The 14,663-nt window shown below is 64.2% G+C and carries 13 protein-coding genes and 1 pseudogene; 5 read left to right on the plus strand and 9 right to left on the minus strand.

Going from position 1 to position 14,663, the window contains the following annotated elements; genetic code table 11:
- Nucleotides 1-190: 190 nt before the first annotated feature.
- The 4 genes and pseudogenes from ACFQX9_RS14710 to folE form a co-directional block, all read right to left on the minus strand.
- The gene (locus ACFQX9_RS14710) at nucleotides 191-1,366 is read right to left on the minus strand and encodes a DUF2336 domain-containing protein (protein WP_018455379.1); all 1,176 of its coding nucleotides are present in this window, start codon (nucleotides 1,364-1,366) and stop codon (nucleotides 191-193) included.
- Nucleotides 1,367-1,572: 206 nt separating this feature from the next.
- Nucleotides 1,573-2,648, minus strand: a pseudogene (locus tag ACFQX9_RS14715) (lytic transglycosylase domain-containing protein).
- A gap of 89 nt (nucleotides 2,649-2,737) precedes the next feature.
- Nucleotides 2,738-3,160 (minus strand): phosphoribosyl-AMP cyclohydrolase, encoded by a 423-nt coding sequence (gene hisI / locus ACFQX9_RS14720; protein WP_085351148.1) that lies wholly within the window; start codon nucleotides 3,158-3,160, stop codon nucleotides 2,738-2,740.
- A gap of 27 nt (nucleotides 3,161-3,187) precedes the next feature.
- Nucleotides 3,188-3,880: a GTP cyclohydrolase I FolE gene (gene folE, locus ACFQX9_RS14725; RefSeq protein WP_007602630.1), complete on the minus strand. Its 693-nt coding sequence runs from the start codon at nucleotides 3,878-3,880 to the stop codon at nucleotides 3,188-3,190.
- Nucleotides 3,881-4,111: 231 nt separating this feature from the next.
- Here folE and ACFQX9_RS14730 point away from each other — a divergent pair, with 231 nt between their 5' ends.
- Entirely contained in the window at nucleotides 4,112-4,567 is a 456-nt protein-coding gene (locus tag ACFQX9_RS14730; protein ID WP_063995876.1) for an iron-sulfur cluster assembly scaffold protein, read from the plus strand.
- 58 nt (nucleotides 4,568-4,625) lie between these two features.
- Here ACFQX9_RS14730 and ACFQX9_RS14735 read toward each other — a convergent pair whose 3' ends face one another.
- Nucleotides 4,626-5,525 (minus strand): hypothetical protein, encoded by a 900-nt coding sequence (locus tag ACFQX9_RS14735; RefSeq protein ID WP_377789101.1) that lies wholly within the window; start codon nucleotides 5,523-5,525, stop codon nucleotides 4,626-4,628.
- A gap of 253 nt (nucleotides 5,526-5,778) precedes the next feature.
- Between ACFQX9_RS14735 and yidD the strand changes: the two genes are divergently transcribed.
- Both yidD and ACFQX9_RS14745 read left to right on the plus strand, forming a co-directional pair.
- Nucleotides 5,779-6,117 carry a membrane protein insertion efficiency factor YidD gene (yidD, locus tag ACFQX9_RS14740; RefSeq protein ID WP_377789103.1) on the plus strand — a complete coding sequence of 113 codons (339 nt, stop codon included), beginning with the start codon at nucleotides 5,779-5,781 and terminating at the stop codon, nucleotides 6,115-6,117.
- Between the two features lie 91 nt (nucleotides 6,118-6,208).
- On the plus strand, nucleotides 6,209-6,421 hold the full coding sequence (locus ACFQX9_RS14745; protein WP_026232939.1) for a hypothetical protein: 213 nt from the start codon (nucleotides 6,209-6,211) through the stop codon (nucleotides 6,419-6,421).
- Here ACFQX9_RS14745 and ACFQX9_RS14750 read toward each other — a convergent pair whose 3' ends face one another.
- On the minus strand, nucleotides 6,422-7,636 hold the full coding sequence (locus ACFQX9_RS14750) for a hypothetical protein (RefSeq protein WP_247371675.1): 1,215 nt from the start codon (nucleotides 7,634-7,636) through the stop codon (nucleotides 6,422-6,424). It lies immediately after the preceding gene.
- Nucleotides 7,637-7,638: 2 nt separating this feature from the next.
- Entirely contained in the window at nucleotides 7,639-9,006 is a 1,368-nt protein-coding gene (locus tag ACFQX9_RS14755) for an APC family permease (protein WP_085351144.1), read from the minus strand.
- 330 nt (nucleotides 9,007-9,336) lie between these two features.
- On the opposite strand from ACFQX9_RS14755, the gene ACFQX9_RS14760 reads away from it, so the two are divergent.
- Nucleotides 9,337-10,668: an alpha/beta hydrolase gene (locus ACFQX9_RS14760; protein WP_018455371.1), complete on the plus strand. Its 1,332-nt coding sequence runs from the start codon at nucleotides 9,337-9,339 to the stop codon at nucleotides 10,666-10,668.
- A gap of 68 nt (nucleotides 10,669-10,736) precedes the next feature.
- Here ACFQX9_RS14760 and ACFQX9_RS14765 read toward each other — a convergent pair whose 3' ends face one another.
- Nucleotides 10,737-11,126, minus strand: a complete 390-nt coding sequence (locus ACFQX9_RS14765; RefSeq protein ID WP_026232937.1) for a hypothetical protein — start codon at nucleotides 11,124-11,126, stop codon at nucleotides 10,737-10,739.
- A gap of 92 nt (nucleotides 11,127-11,218) precedes the next feature.
- Nucleotides 11,219-12,391, minus strand: a complete 1,173-nt coding sequence (locus ACFQX9_RS14770) for an MFS transporter (RefSeq protein ID WP_085361740.1) — start codon at nucleotides 12,389-12,391, stop codon at nucleotides 11,219-11,221.
- 186 nt (nucleotides 12,392-12,577) lie between these two features.
- On the opposite strand from ACFQX9_RS14770, the gene thrS reads away from it, so the two are divergent.
- Nucleotides 12,578-14,659 carry a threonine--tRNA ligase gene (gene thrS, locus ACFQX9_RS14775; RefSeq protein ID WP_377789108.1) on the plus strand — a complete coding sequence of 694 codons (2,082 nt, stop codon included), beginning with the start codon at nucleotides 12,578-12,580 and terminating at the stop codon, nucleotides 14,657-14,659.
- The last annotated feature ends 4 nt before the right edge of the window (nucleotides 14,660-14,663 follow it).

Here is a 14,663-nt window from a genome sequence, read left to right on the forward strand (position 1 = left end):
GATCCGATCGCCAGCGGCCTGTCGCGGGGTGCAAACCGCGGCAGGCCATTCCTCACGGAACAGGTCGAGAATAACTGATCGCGCTATTACAAGGGTGGGCAAAGCGAAGCGTGCCCACCAATCGACATGAATTGTGCGGAGAGACGGTGGGCACGGCGCAATGCGCCTTTTGCCCACCCTACACGTCTCGTTACGCCGCAATCAGATCGTCATAGACCGGATCAACCGTCTCGTCCGCGACCAGCTCGTCGCAGAACAGCCTTGCCTCTTCGCGCGCGGATTCGGTGGCGAAGCGGCGGAGCAGGACCATCAGCGGCTCGGTCGCGCCGCGGTCGGTCTCGCAATGGGTGAGCACGCGCTCGACCATGCGGCGGCGCAGCCTCGCTGCATTGTCGTCGCTGTCGACGAAGCCCTGCTCGTGGCACGCATCGAGCGCGACCTGGAAGGCTGCAAACGTCGCCTCGGGAAGCCCGGCGCGGCGGAGCAGCGCGTGCAGGCTGTTGCCGCCGCGATCGTGCAGCAGCGCGGACACGCGCGCCAGCGGCAGCTCGGCGAGCTCAGCCAGCGCCGCATCGAACAGGTCGAGATTGCTCGACAGCAGCGCGCGCAGAATGAGACCCGCGGTGAGCTGGCCGGTGATGCGCAGGTGCCGAACAAGCCCTTCCATGTCTTCGCCGCGGGAGCGCGCCGCAATGTTCATGGTGGAGCGGTCGCGCGCCTCGGTCGCGATGCGCTCGGCGCGGTCGGCAGTCAGCCAGTTCCGGGCTACGACGAATTGGGCCAGCGTCTCCGAGAGTTTGGCCACCAGCGCGGCGCGCGTGGCAGACGGCAGATCCTCCAGCACCAGCATCGCCTCGCGGATCGCGGCGAGATGGCCGTGACGCTCGACGATGCGATCCCAGGAGAAGGGCGCAAGCTCGGCATGAGGATTTTCGATCAGCTCAAGCGCTGCCGCCGCGCAGCCGACTTCGGCAATGGCGGCGCAGACCGATACCGGCAGCGCGATGCGGCGGGCGACCGCGCACTGCACCTCGTCGTTGCCGGTCGCGACGATGTCGACGAGATCGGCGTCGATCAGCAGCGGAGAATGTTCGAGCACGGACAGCGCGACGGTCGGCTGGTCCGCCGACAGCGCCCGCACGATCGACGCCGGTGCCTCGGTACTGCGCGCAAACGCCTCGGCCATCGCCTGCCGCACCAGCGGCGAGGGATCGTCAAGCAGCATCAGAAGCGCGCCTTCAGCGGCAATACGGTCGTCATGGGAAAGGTCTGAGATCAGCCAGGCCCGGGCCAGCGCCCGCGTCGCCTCGGCCCGCTCGCCGGCGGGCGCCGTCCTGATCCAATTGATGAACTGCCGAACAATCATGGTGCTTCCGGCTTACGCAACGAAGACGAAGCGGTGACGGCTTGTCACCTGCAACACAAAATAAACCACGACGCTTAATAAAGCGTTCACCATAACTGGCTGGTTTTATTGACGTTTTGTTAAGGGAACAAAGGCGGCCCGTTCACGCACCGGGCCCTGCGCAGCAGCGTTCCCGCTGCGACGTGTCCGAGACACGGGAGTGCGTATTAGCTTGAGAACGTGCCGCTGCGATCGCTGAACAGATCAAGCGGCTGGGGCGGCCGGACGTCAGGCGTCCCCGATGCGGCCGAGGTCGCGGGTGCGACCGAAGTGAGCGAGGCATTGTTGCCCCACAATTTCTGCACGGTCGTCGAGACCGGCTGGGTGGTGTCGCCGGGCTGATAGATCGAGCGAAATACCGGCGTGATCGGTGTATTGTCCGCGGCCGTCGTTGGCACTGTCGCGCTGACCGGCATCACCGCGCGTGTGTTCGGAAAGGTCTGGAGATACGCGGCATTGTCGATCAGCGGCGCGGCAGGCTGTACGCCGTTGGCGCTCGCGACCTGCGTGGTCGACGTGCCGCCATACATCGCCATCGCGCTGCGGGTGGTTTTCGAATTTGCCGCGCCGGCGTAGCGTGCATCCAGCACGGAATAGACCTCGGAGATGCTGCGCGCGCGGCCGTCCTTGGCGTAGAAGATCGAGCGATTGGCGGACGCCGCGTTAGGAAACAACCGCGCGCCAACCGCTTGCGGATTGTCCTCGGCATTGGCGATCAGTTTCGCGGCGCCGCCGACGCCCATGAAATGCGCCATGTAGAGTTCGCTGTCGGACGGCCTGCGGCCGAGCAGGCCGGTGAGCTTGAAGCTGTTCGACTGCGTCAGCGCAGCCGCCATGCTGGAGGCGGCCTCCGGATCGTCGCGCAGCTTCATGATCGACCGCTTCATCGCGGGATCATCGACGGTGTAGGTGCCCGACGACGTCCTGGTGATGGCGTCCGAATAGTTGCCATAGCCGAGCTGGGTGCCCGCTTCCTTCACCGTGCCAAGCCAGGTCTGGTCGATGAACTGGTAGAGCCCGTGCGCGGATGACGTAGTCGCCCCCGCCGTGGGATCGAAATCCGATTCCATCTTGGCGGTGGTCAGCATGTACTGGAAGCTGACGCCACCTACGTTCGAGGCCTGCTTGATCGCACTGGCGACGCGTGCCCGCGACGGATCAAGGACCGCCGCCTGTGAGACACTGGAATTGTCGACCGACATGATGAAGTGCCCGCTCGCATGGCGTTGAGGCGCGCCGGCAATTCGACGCCCTGTCGTCTCACCGTGGGACAGATATGGTTAATGCGGGGTAAATTCGGGCCGCCACGCCGCCCTCCGCATGACGGCAGGACTACTTCTTGTACACCGCGTCCGGATCGAACAGCCTGTCCGCATCGACAAAGACGAGCCTGGCGCCGCCGTCTTCGGCCTCGACCTTGCGGTAGAAGCAGGACCGGCGGCCGGTGTGACACGCAGCGCCGATCTGCTCGACGCGCAGCCAGACCGCATCCTGATCGCAATCGGTGCGGATCTCGAGCACGCGCTGGGTCTGACCTGAGGTCTCACCTTTTCGCCACAAGGCATTGCGCGAGCGGCTGAAGTACCAGGCTTCGCCGGTCGCGATGGTCTTGCGCAGCGCCTCGTCATTCATGTGCGCGACCATCAGCACGTCGCCGGTGGCAAATTCGGTCGCGACGACCGTGACGAGCCCGGCCGCATCGAATCTCGGAAGGAAGGCGAGACCTTCCTCGGTTTCATGGGAGTGAGCGGACACAACGCCCTCGCCGGTCTATTCGCGAGGTCAGCGCTGCAGGCCTCGCACCAGAGACAGAAAACGCGCCTGTTCCGCCGGATTGTCGCGGAACATGCCGGTGAAGCGGCTGGTGAAGGTGGAGGCACCATGCTTGGCGACGCCGCGCACCGACATGCAGGTATGCTCGGCCTCGATCAGCACGGCAACGCCGCGCGGCTTGAGGATCTCGTCGATCGCTGCCGCGATCTGCGCGGTCATGTGCTCCTGGGTCTGGAGCCGGCGGGCGAAGATGTCGGTGAGGCGCGCAAGCTTCGACAGGCCGACCACGCGTTCCACCGGCGTATAGGCAATGTGCGCCTTGCCGTAGAACGGCATCATGTGATGCTCGCATTGAGAGGTGAACTCGATGTCGCGCACAAGGACGAAGTCGTCATAGCCGGCGGTCTCGCCGAAGGTGCGATCGAGCACCTCGGCCGGGCACTGGTGGTAGCCCTGATAGAGTTCGTCGAAAGCCTCGACCACGCGGCGCGGCGTGTCGAGCAGTCCCTCGCGGTTGGTGTTCTCGCCGATATAGGCAAGCAGCGTCTTCACCGCCTGCTCGGCCTCGGCGCGCGCCGGGCGCGGCTGGTCGGCGCGGACGGCGGCTGCAAGGAATTCGGAAGGATCGAGCTCCGCCGGACGGCTCTCGGGCTGCCGATCGGAGGGCTTGTTGGGGCGGATGGATTTGATGGTAGCGTCCATGTCGACTCCGTTCGACGGCCTTGCGGCCGGAGTGTCACCGGCAGACGGGGCGGCGAGCCGCCGGACGCCTGAGAGAACAGTTTCGGCGAAAAGGTCTTCAAATTATAACGCCGGCAGCACGGTTCTGGATCACACCATCGCTGCGGCGCTGGACTGTTTTTCCGCCAGTTCCGACCTTATATAGGGCCGTGGACGGCGCACGCCAAGGCCGATCCTGCTGGACTCCATCACATGCTGAACGACATTTATAACAAGCGGATCATCGAACTGGCCGGGAATATTCCGCGGCTCGGACGGTTGCCGGATCCCGATGCCACCGCCACCGCCCACTCCAAGCTGTGCGGCTCGACCGTCAAGATCGACCTCAAGATGGAGGGCGACAAGGTCACCGACTTCGCCCATGACGTGAAGGCCTGCGCGCTGGGACAGGCTTCCTCATCCATCATGGCAAGTCAGATCGTCGGATCGACTGCGAGCGAACTCCGTGAGTTACGCGAAACTGTTCGCAAGATGCTAAAGGAGAACGGCGCGCCTCCTGAAGGCAAATGGGCAGAGATCAAGTTCCTAGAGCCGGTCCGCGACTACAAGGCGCGCCACGCCTCGACGCTCCTGACCTTCGATGCCGTGGTCGATGCCATCGGCCAGATCGAGGCGAAGGCGAAGCAGCCGGCCGCGGCGCAAGGCTGATTCCGGAGGGTGATTCCGGGCTCGTCGCTGGCCCGGAAATGAAATCAGAAATTCGAGGCTACTTCTGCGACGCCGCAACAGGCGTGGCTACGCCGCCCGTCGGCACCAGGGCTTCCGCCGTCTTGGTCGACTTGGCGGACTGCTCCGGTTCTGCACCGAACCTCGCCTGGGTCTTCGGTGCAAGCTCCGCCATTGCCGGCGCGGAGATATCGACATGCGGCAACACGTCGGCCACGAGATCCGTCGTCACGAGATTGGTGAGCTTGAGCTCGCCTGCATCGAGTTCGTGCAAATCTTCCCAGGGCGGGACGCTGAGCGCGAGCGACAGCAGATCGCCGGCACCGCCCATGTCGAAGGTGTATTTGGCAAGCCGGCCGATGTCGCGCTCCACGATCATCAGGTCCTGCGCGCTGTAGCTCGCCGCCTTGGCATCGTCGGCGCGATCGCCCATCCAGATCTGGTGAACCCGGACATGGGCCGCTTCCGGCACGTAGCGCTTCTTGCCCGCCAACAGCAGGAACACGCACATGGATTCGCAATAGGCCTCCGGCGCGACTGCCGGACGGGCCGACTGCCCGCCGCGGTTCTGAACGCTAACGCCGACCGTGGTCAGAAGTCCGAGATTGCGGAAGCGCCGGCCGAGCGTGATCGCGTCGTTGACGGAACCGCCGCTGGAATCCAGCACCACGGTGGCGCCGCCGAGCTGGCGCCCGCGGGAAAACTCTTCGAAGTCCCGGGGCGTATCGGCGGTGATGATGCCGACTGCACTGACCCAACCGCGGCAATTCGGCTCGCAGGCGACCCAATTGAACTTCATCGGCAGCTTGCGCTCTTCGAGGGCAGCACCGGCCCGGGCAGACGACCCGAGCGTCGCGACGGCGCCAGCCAACACGACTCCACAAGCAGCGGTTCCCACCAGCAACCAGCCGCGAAGATTGAGCGCCTTCAGAAGTTTCAAACTGGTCCCTTCCCCAAGTCCCAAGCTTTAGCCCAAGCCTTACGGCGAGCCGACTCAGCCAAGCCCCGTTCCGACATTCCAATGAGTCTCACATGGACGTCACAAAAATGGTATCCGGGGGAATACAGCTCGTCCATAGGCATTTGCTGCACTGCTCCCAAAAAGCACGCAAAATATGACGTACAAACAACAGCTTACAGTTCCCTGCACCGGAACCGCGCAAAACCTCGCCCACGATCTCAGCAAAGCGCTCATGAAGCAATCAGCCCCCGAGCCCTGTTCCAATCCCGTCGCGGGCGCGCTCCGGCTTCCACGCAAATTCGCCCGCGCGCTGATCTGGCTCTACCGCCACACGCTCTCGCCGCTGGTTGGCTACAATTGCCGGCACCTGCCGACCTGCTCCACCTATGGCGACGAGGCAATCGAACGGTTCGGGCTGTGGGCCGGCGGCTGGATGACGCTCGCGCGCCTGCTCCGTTGCAACCCTTTCGGCACCTCGGGCATCGACAACGTGCCCCTCACCGCACCACAGGGCGCGCGCTGGTACTTGCCCTGGCGCTACGGCCGCTGGCGCGGCGTCAACGCATCCTGAGCATGATGCGGCGCCTCAGGCGTCGCTACCTTGAGTGGAACCGAAACTCTCTCCTCGCGTTGCTGTGATGCTCCCGCGGGAGGAAACAACAATGCGCTGGAAAATCAGCCCTCATTTTCACGTCAGACTTGGACCGGATTCCCGGGGCGGTTCGCGAGGCCACGATCCCAGAACCCTCGACATGCTCGCCATCATCGCCCTGCTGCTGCTCGTGGTCGGCTCCGGCTGGTATCTGGAGACGAGTCTTGCCACGCCGCCTAGCACAACGGCGTTCATCGTGCCGAGCCAGAGCGTGCACTGGTAATTAGCGGGACCAGAAAAAGCGTCCGGGTGGCGGCGGGACCGGCTCAGGCGGACGTGGCCGCTTCGGACGCAGCGGTTTCGGCGACGGCTCGGCGGACGAGGTGGTCTCCGCCCCCGGCGCCGTCTCGCTTCCCGGCACCTTCACCGCCAGCAGCAAGTTCGACTCGTGCATCCGCCAGCGGTAGCCGACGCCGAAATCGATCGGCTGGGCGCGCGTGAACAGCGCGGCGTAGCGTTCCTGGTAGCGGCCGGGAAATTCGCCGATCGGTCCGAGATAGCGGCCGAACGGGAAGAACCGCCATTGCCGCGAATTGTAGCTCGAAAGCGGAATGCCGGAATCGTCCTGGACGATGGTCGCGCTGTTGGCGAGCAACCAGTCGCGCGCCACGGTGAAATTGCCGGAGTGCAGCAGATAGGACGCACTCTTGATCAGGCTGTTGCCGGGTCCGAGCGTCTCGCAGAACTTCAGGAATCCTGCCGCGCGTGCACCTGAATTGGAGAGATCGGTCGAGAAATAATACAGCGTGCGCGCCTCGCCGTCGGGGCCCGCAAAGGTGATGCGGGCGCCGCGCGTCGCGTTCGGTCCTGGATTGTCGTTGCCGACATGCACGCCGCCCTTGTCGTCGAGTGCGACCATCTCGACATTGCGGATGATCTTGCCGGAGCGGACGAGGAAGACGTAGAGGATCGGCAAGGTGCCGTTGACCTGGTTGGTGTGCAGGTCGACCTTCATTTGCTTGGTGATGAAGAAGGAAAAACTCAGGATCGAGCCGAGCGAGCGCTCGACATTATAGAGCGCGGCGCCGACCGAACTGCGCGGCAATCGCGTCAGGTCAGCCACTGCACCGACCGGCTCCAGCGCGCCAAGCACGTAAGTGCTGGCCTTGGGATAGAAGGCGTTGGCGTAGAGGAAGTCGGGGCCGCTGAACCAATAAAACATGGTCGGCCTGGGCGCCGCCAAATTGACGTCGGCCCAGTTGCGGATCTTCGCGAGCTGGCGCTCCTCGAGCTGGGCGAAGGCACTGTCGAAGAATCTTGCGTGGCGTTGCCAACCCGAGTCCTTTGTGAGCGGCACCAGCGGCGAATCCGCCGAAGGCTGCATGCCCGCGAGGAAGCGCGCGGTGTCGTCGAAGGTTGCCTCGGCAGCACGTGCGGACGAGACGGCCGCAGCCAGCAAGGCGAGAGCCACGGCCGCAATTCTCATGGGTCGAAACATGTCTATTCGCGATTGTGTGACGTGCCAGCGGCGACCGGCCGCCTGCGGAAAACAGCATAAATCAACAGGCCCGAGACCAGGACGAGCATCCCCGATAGCGATTGCACCGGCCGCTCAGTCAATAAATAGTACATCATGAACGCGGTCACGAGCAGGAACACGAGCGGCGTGAACGGGTATCCCCAGGCACGATAGGGCCGCGGCAAATCGGGATCCGTGATGCGCAGCTTGATCACGCCGGCGACCGTGAAGAACGAGCAGAACAGCAGCGCGAACTGGATGAAGTCGAGCACGGCCTCGAAGCTGCGCGTGAACAGCAGCAAATTGGCGACGGCGAGCTGAAACAGGATGGCATAGGCCGGCGCGCCGCGCACCGATCTCCGCGAGAACACGCGCAGCGCCGGAATATCCTCCCCCATCGTCATCATCACGCGCGGGCCGATCCACATCATCGCGCTGATCGAGGAGATCAGGCCGAAACAGATCATCGCGCCGACGATCCGGCCGCCGAGATTGCCGAAGATCGCGCTGCCGGCGACGCTGGCGACATCGAGCTGACCCGCGAGCGCGCCCACCGGCGTAGAATGGAGAAACACCGCATTCAGCGCGACGTACAGCACGAGCACGATCAGCGTGCCCGCGAGCAGCGCACGCGGCAGGTCCCGCTGCGGCATGTTCATCTCGCCGATGATGTAGGTCGCGGCATTCCAGCCCGAGAACGAATACATCACGAATACGAGCCCGATCGCGAAAGGCGCGCTGACGATATGCACGAGATCACCCGCCTGCGGCGTGAAGGCGATCGGCTGCGGCACGCCGACGATGAAGCCGGCGACCAGGAAGGCAACGATCAGCACGACCTTCAGGATGGTCGAGATCAGCTGGAACGTCGAGGAATGCCTGACCCCGGTCAGTTGCACGAGCGAGACCAGCCACACCACGGCGATGGCAAGCGGGATCGGCGGCACATCGGGGACCACCGATTTGGCGTATTCGCCAAAGGCCATCGCGGCGAGCGCGACGGGTGCTGCAAAGCCAACCGTCGCCGACACCCAGCCGGCGAGAAAGCCGAAGGCGGGATGATAGGCTCGGCCGAGGAAATTGTATTCGCCGCTCGAGCGCGGAAACATGGCGCCGAGCTCGCTGTAGGAGAACACCCCGCACAGCGCGACGATGCCGCCGACCGTCCAAAGCAAGAGGATCGAGAAGCCCGAGGGAATGTCCTTGACCTGGAAGCCGAGGCTGGTGAAGACGCCGACCCCGATCATGTCGGCCACGACGATGGCGGTTGCGACCAGAACGGAGACCCCCGACCCGCTTCCGGTCAGCCGGCCGGTCCAGGGTGCAGTACCCGCATCTGATGCCGTCATCGCCGTCCTCAACCTCAGGCGTCACGTCTCGTGGGAAGCATCGTGCAGCTCGGTCCAGTCAATTCAAGCAGGGTTAACAAGGGTTAAATGAGGCGGGGCCGAATCGGTACTGCAGCACCATCAATGCACGATGCGGGCAATAAAGCGTCGTAAACACCGGGACATCCCGTCTCCCTCCCCCCACAATCACGACACGATTGCGTGGTCCCTTTGAGCGTTCCGGATGTGGGGAAGTTTCTCCGGATACTTAACGTCGCCTAAACGCCCATCGGCTCAATTGCCTTAATGATTGCCGATGGACTTGTGGTCATGACTTGGGGTCATGGGTGAATGGTCGGGGCCGTTCCGAAGCCGAGAGCTGACATCCGCGCTGACCGGACCACGTCCGGCGCACGCGGTCGTGCGCTTCGGATCGCTCTGATCTCAGCCTTGGTGCCGTTGTCGCTGACACTGGTTCAATGCGGCAAGGCGCCCAATCCGGCAGCGCTCGCGGCGAACTCGCAGGCCAACGTCCAAGCCAACGTCCAGGTCGTTGCGAAGACAAACCAGCAAGTCGCAAGCAACGACACGTTCGAGGATCGATTCCCGGCCCCCCAGTTCAGGGAGCGCTTCCCATCCGCGAGCGAGGGTTTTCTGCAACGGCAGATGTCGGACTTCTCACCCAAGCGCGCCGTGCAGCCGCAGCCGGAGCAGGCGCCTTACAAGGTTGCTTCGCTCGCGCCGCAGGCCCCCTACCAGCGTCCGCCACGCGAGGACCTGACGACGCTCGTCAGCATGAAATCGTCAGCCTTCCCCTATTTCGGCAACAACCCTGCCTCCGACGCGCCATTCCTCAACATCTCCAAGGGCGACCGCCGCGGCCACCGCAGCTATTCCGGGCGCGTGTTCTGGCAGGACGAGACTTACAACGATAACCGCGTCCTGATGCACGTGCCCGAACATTTCGACGTGCGGAAGCCGGGCGTGATCGTGGTGTTCTTCCACGGCAATGGCGCGACGCTGGAGCGCGACGTGCGCGACCGCCAGCTGGTGCCGCAACAGATCACTGATTCCGGCGCCAACGCCATCCTGCTCGCACCGCAGATGGCGGTCGATGCCGCCGATTCCAGCGCAGGAAAATTCTGGCAGGCTGGCGGCCTCAAGCGCTTCATCGACGAGTCGGCGAACCATCTCGCCCGCCTCACCGGCGATCCCAACAGCGCCCGCGCCTTCGCCAACATGCCGATCGTGATCGTCGGCTACAGCGGCGGCTTCCTGCCGACGGCCTGGAGCCTCGAGGTTGGTGGCATCAGTGACCGTGTCCGCGGCGTCGTGTTGCTCGACGCCGTCTATGGCGAGATGGACAAGTTCGCCTCATGGATCGAGAGCCACCGCTCCGGCTTCTTCGTCAGCTCCTACACCCGCTACACCGCACGGCGCGACCGCGAACTGATGAGCACGCTGCGGCAGAAAGGCATAACCGTCTCCGAAGACATGGACGGCCCCTTGCGTCCGGGCAGCGTGGTGTTCGTCGAAACCGGGGACGGCATCACGCATCGTGACTATGTGACGCGAGCGTGGACGCGGGACCCGCTCAAGGACGTCCTCGTGAAGATGTCGGCGACGCCATCACTCGCGCTCACGCGCGTGGCCTCCACCAATCCATCCCCGTCGAGCCGGTAAGCCCGCGATATTGCGCCGTCGGTATTTTGGCTAGGTGGGCCTGTAACTGTCGCAGGCCCTGATCTGCCTCAGGTCTTTGGCAGCTTCGGAATGCTTTCGGCAAAGCCGTTGAAGCAGGCCAGCCGCTCGTCCTCTTCCTTGAAGAAACGGCAATCGGCGTAGCCCTTGGCCTTGGCCGGCTTCGGCTTTGGCGTCGGCGGGATCACGGCGTCGTAGCAATTGAGCCGGTCCTTGGTGCCGTCATCGAGGTCCAGGCAAGCCTGCAGCCGCGCCGCGATGGATTGTGGCTTGCCCTTCGGCGCGGCAGCCGGCTTGGCCGCAGCCTCCTTGGTGCCCGCCTTGGTCCCTTTGGGCTTGACCTGCACCAACGGCTTGTCTCCGATCATTGGTGGCTTGTCGGCTTGCGCGAAAGCGGAAGCTGAATAGAGCACCGCGGCAACCGCCAGAATCATCCTCATCTCAGTCAACCCTCTTTGGTCCCCATGACCGGCCTTCTAGCCTCCCGGCGCGCGGTTTGCCAAGCACCTTGCGCACACAGGCACGCTTCCGTTCAGGCCGGGGCGGCTGTTGCCGGCCGGGGCCGGGTCAGGACGACCAGGATCAGCGCCACCACCACGAAACCGACTGCGACGAAGCCGAGCGTATGCAGGAGCTCGCGGGCGAACAGCAGTCCGCCGACGGCAGAGCCGACCGCCTGGCCGATATAAAGGACGGAGGTGTTGAGTGCGACGGTCGCCGATGCCAGCGACGGTGCGGCCGAGACCAGCCGCACCTGCTGCATCGAATTGGTCGAGGCAAAACCGAGGCCCCAGATCGCGACCGCACCCGCCATCAACGCGAGCGTGCCGGCGCCGAGTGCCCAGCCCGTGATTCCTGCAAGCAGCAGGCAGGTGAACAGCAGCGAGGTGCGATAGGGTCCCGAGGTGTCGACGATGCGGGTCGCGATGACAACGCCGAGGAAGCCGCAGACGCCATAGAGAGCGAACACCAGGCCGATCGCATCGGGCCCTGCGCCGGTCAGCTTGTTGAGCAGCGGCCCCATGAAGGTGAACACCACGAACTGCCCGGACATCTGCAACATCGTGATCGCAAGCAGAAGCCGGATCGTTCTGTTGCGACCGACCGCGCTCCAGGTCTTCAGATCCACCGGCGTCCCCTTCAAGCCCCCCGGCAGCCGCATCAGCAACAGCAGGAAGCTGACGCAACCGAGCGCGCCGATTCCGCCATAGGCCGCGCGCCAGCCATAGCGGCTGGCGATGAAGGTGATCAGCGGCAGGCCGACGGCGGCAGCGAGCGACCAGCCGAGAAAGATGTAGGCAATCGTGCTGCCGCGACGCTCCACCGGCACGATCAACGCCGCCGTACCGGCGGCCTGCGGCGTGTAAAGCGCGCCGACCGCGAGCATCACCAGGCGGATGACGAGGAGGCTCGCATAGTCGGGCGCAAAGGCCGAGGCCAGATTGCCAAAAGCGAGCACCGCCAGCGTCGTGGTGAGTAACGCCCGGCGCTCGATCCGGCTGGTGAGCCAGGCCGTCAGCGGCGAGCCGATGCAGAGGATGACAGCCCCGAAGGTGATCAGGAGCGCAGCCGCATGGATGCTGACGTCGAGCCCCGTCGCCAATTCCGGCAGCATGCCCGCCGGCGCCAGTACTGAGCAGCCGGTGACGAGATTGCCGAGCATCAGGGCGGTTGGCGCGAAACGGCCGGCGCGTGCATTTTCCATGCAAACGCATGTAGAGCCGCCTTGCGACCAGTTAAAGGGCGTTGCCCGGAATAGTTCGTGCAGCGCCTCCGCTTTTGCGCGCCGGTTTCTTGGAAATGCCGGATTGCGCAGGCCGACTCGCCTGATATATCGCTCGTTCCCGCTTACCTGCGCTCGTTCGCAGGAGTGAGCCTCAGGAGACATGCCATGACCGACCAGCCCAAGGACCCATCCAAGGACCAATCCAAGTCCGAGCAGCCCAAATCCGAATCCGGCTTCCAGTACAGCCTCAGCAATTTGAGACCCGTGACCCCACCGGAAAAAATCACGCTCACCTTCCCCGACGGCGCCCGGCGCGAATACGCCAAGAGCATCACCGGCCTCGAACTCGCCAAGGGCATTTCGCCGTCGCTGGCCAAGCGTACGGTCGCGATGGCGCTCGACGGCGTGGTCTCCGACCTCGACGATCCCATCGAAGCCGATGCCAGGATCGAGCTGATCAACCGGGACGATCCGCGCGCGCTCGAGCTGATCCGCCATGACTGCGCCCACGTGCTGGCCGAAGCCGTGCAGACGCTGTGGCCGGGCACGCAGGTCACCATCGGCCCCGTGATCGAGAACGGCTTCTATTACGATTTCTTCCGCAACGAGCCGTTCACGCCGGAAGACTTTGCCGCGATCGAGAAGAAGATGCGCGAGCTCATCGCGCGCGACAAGCCTTTTACGAAGGAGGTTTGGGATCGCGAAAAGACCAAACAGGTGTTCCGCGACAAGGGCGAGGCGTTCAAGGTCGAGCTGGTCGACGCCATTCCCGGCAACGAGCCGATCAAGATCTACTACCAGGGCGACTGGTTCGATCTCTGCCGCGGCCCGCACATGACATCGACCGGTAAGATCGGCAACGCCTTCAAGCTGATGAAGGTGGCCGGCGCCTATTGGCGCGGCGACAGCAACAACCCGATGCTGACCCGCATCTACGGCACGGCATTCGCCAAGCAGGAGGACCTCGACGCTTATCTGAAGCAGATCGAGGAAGCGGAAAAGCGCGACCATCGCAAGCTCGGGCGCGAACTCGACCTCTTCCACTTCCAGGAGGAAGGTCCGGGCGTCGTGTTCTGGCACGCCAAGGGCTGGACCATCTTCCAGCAGCTGATCGCCTATATGCGACGCCGCCTGGCCGGTGACTATAGCGAGGTCAACGCCCCCCAGATCCTCGACAAGTCGCTGTGGGAGACCTCCGGCCATTGGGGCTGGTACCGCGAGAACATGTTCGCGGCGCAGTCGGCCGGCGAGGAGGCCGAAGACAAGCGCTGGTTCGCGCTGAAGCCGATGAACTGCCCAGGCCACGTGCAGATCTTCAAGCATGGCCTGAAGAGCTACCGCGACCTGCCGCTGCGGCTCGCCGAGTTCGGCGTGGTGCACCGCTACGAGCCGTCCGGCGCGATGCACGGATTGATGCGCGTGCGCGGCTTCACCCAGGATGACGCGCACATCTTCTGCATGGAGGATCAGCTCGCCGACGAGTGCCTGAAGATCAACGAGCTGATCCTGTCGACCTATGCCGATTTCGGCTTCACCGGCGATCTCACTGTGAAGCTGTCGACCCGGCCGGAGAAACGCGTCGGCACCGACGCGATGTGGGATCACGCCGAGCGCGTGATGGCGACGGTGCTGCGCGAGATCCAGTCGCAGAACAATCACATCAAGACCGAGATCAATCCGGGCGAAGGCGCCTTCTACGGACCGAAGTTCGAATATGTGCTGCGCGACGCCATCGGCCGCGACTGGCAGTGCGGCACCACGCAGGTCGACTTCAACCTGCCGGAACGGTTCGGTGCGTTCTACATCGACCACGACAGCGGCAAGAAGCCGCCGGTCATGGTGCACCGCGCGATCTGCGGTTCGATGGAGCGCTTCATCGGCATCCTGATCGAGCACTATGCCGGCAACTTCCCGCTCTGGCTGTCGCCGGTGCAGGTGGTGGTCACCACCATCACGTCGGAAGCCGACGAGTATGCCAAGCAGGTGCTGGAGCAGGTCCGGCGTGCGGGACTTCGGGCCGAGATCGACCTGCGCAACGAAAAGATCAACTACAAGGTCCGCGAGCATTCGCTCGCCAAAATTCCGGCACTGCTCGTGGTCGGCAAGAAAGAGGCCGAGACGCAGTCGGTCTCGATCCGCCGGCTCGGCAGCGACGGGCAGCAAGTGACGACGACGGTGGAAGCCATCGCCGCCCTCGTCGACGAAGCGACCCCGCCGGATGTGAAGCGGGCGCGTGGCGCGACCTGACATC

Origin of the sequence: Bradyrhizobium sp. GCM10028915, from assembly GCF_042666195.1 — a bacterium.
Taxonomy (GTDB): domain Bacteria; phylum Pseudomonadota; class Alphaproteobacteria; order Rhizobiales; family Xanthobacteraceae; genus Bradyrhizobium; species Bradyrhizobium canariense_D.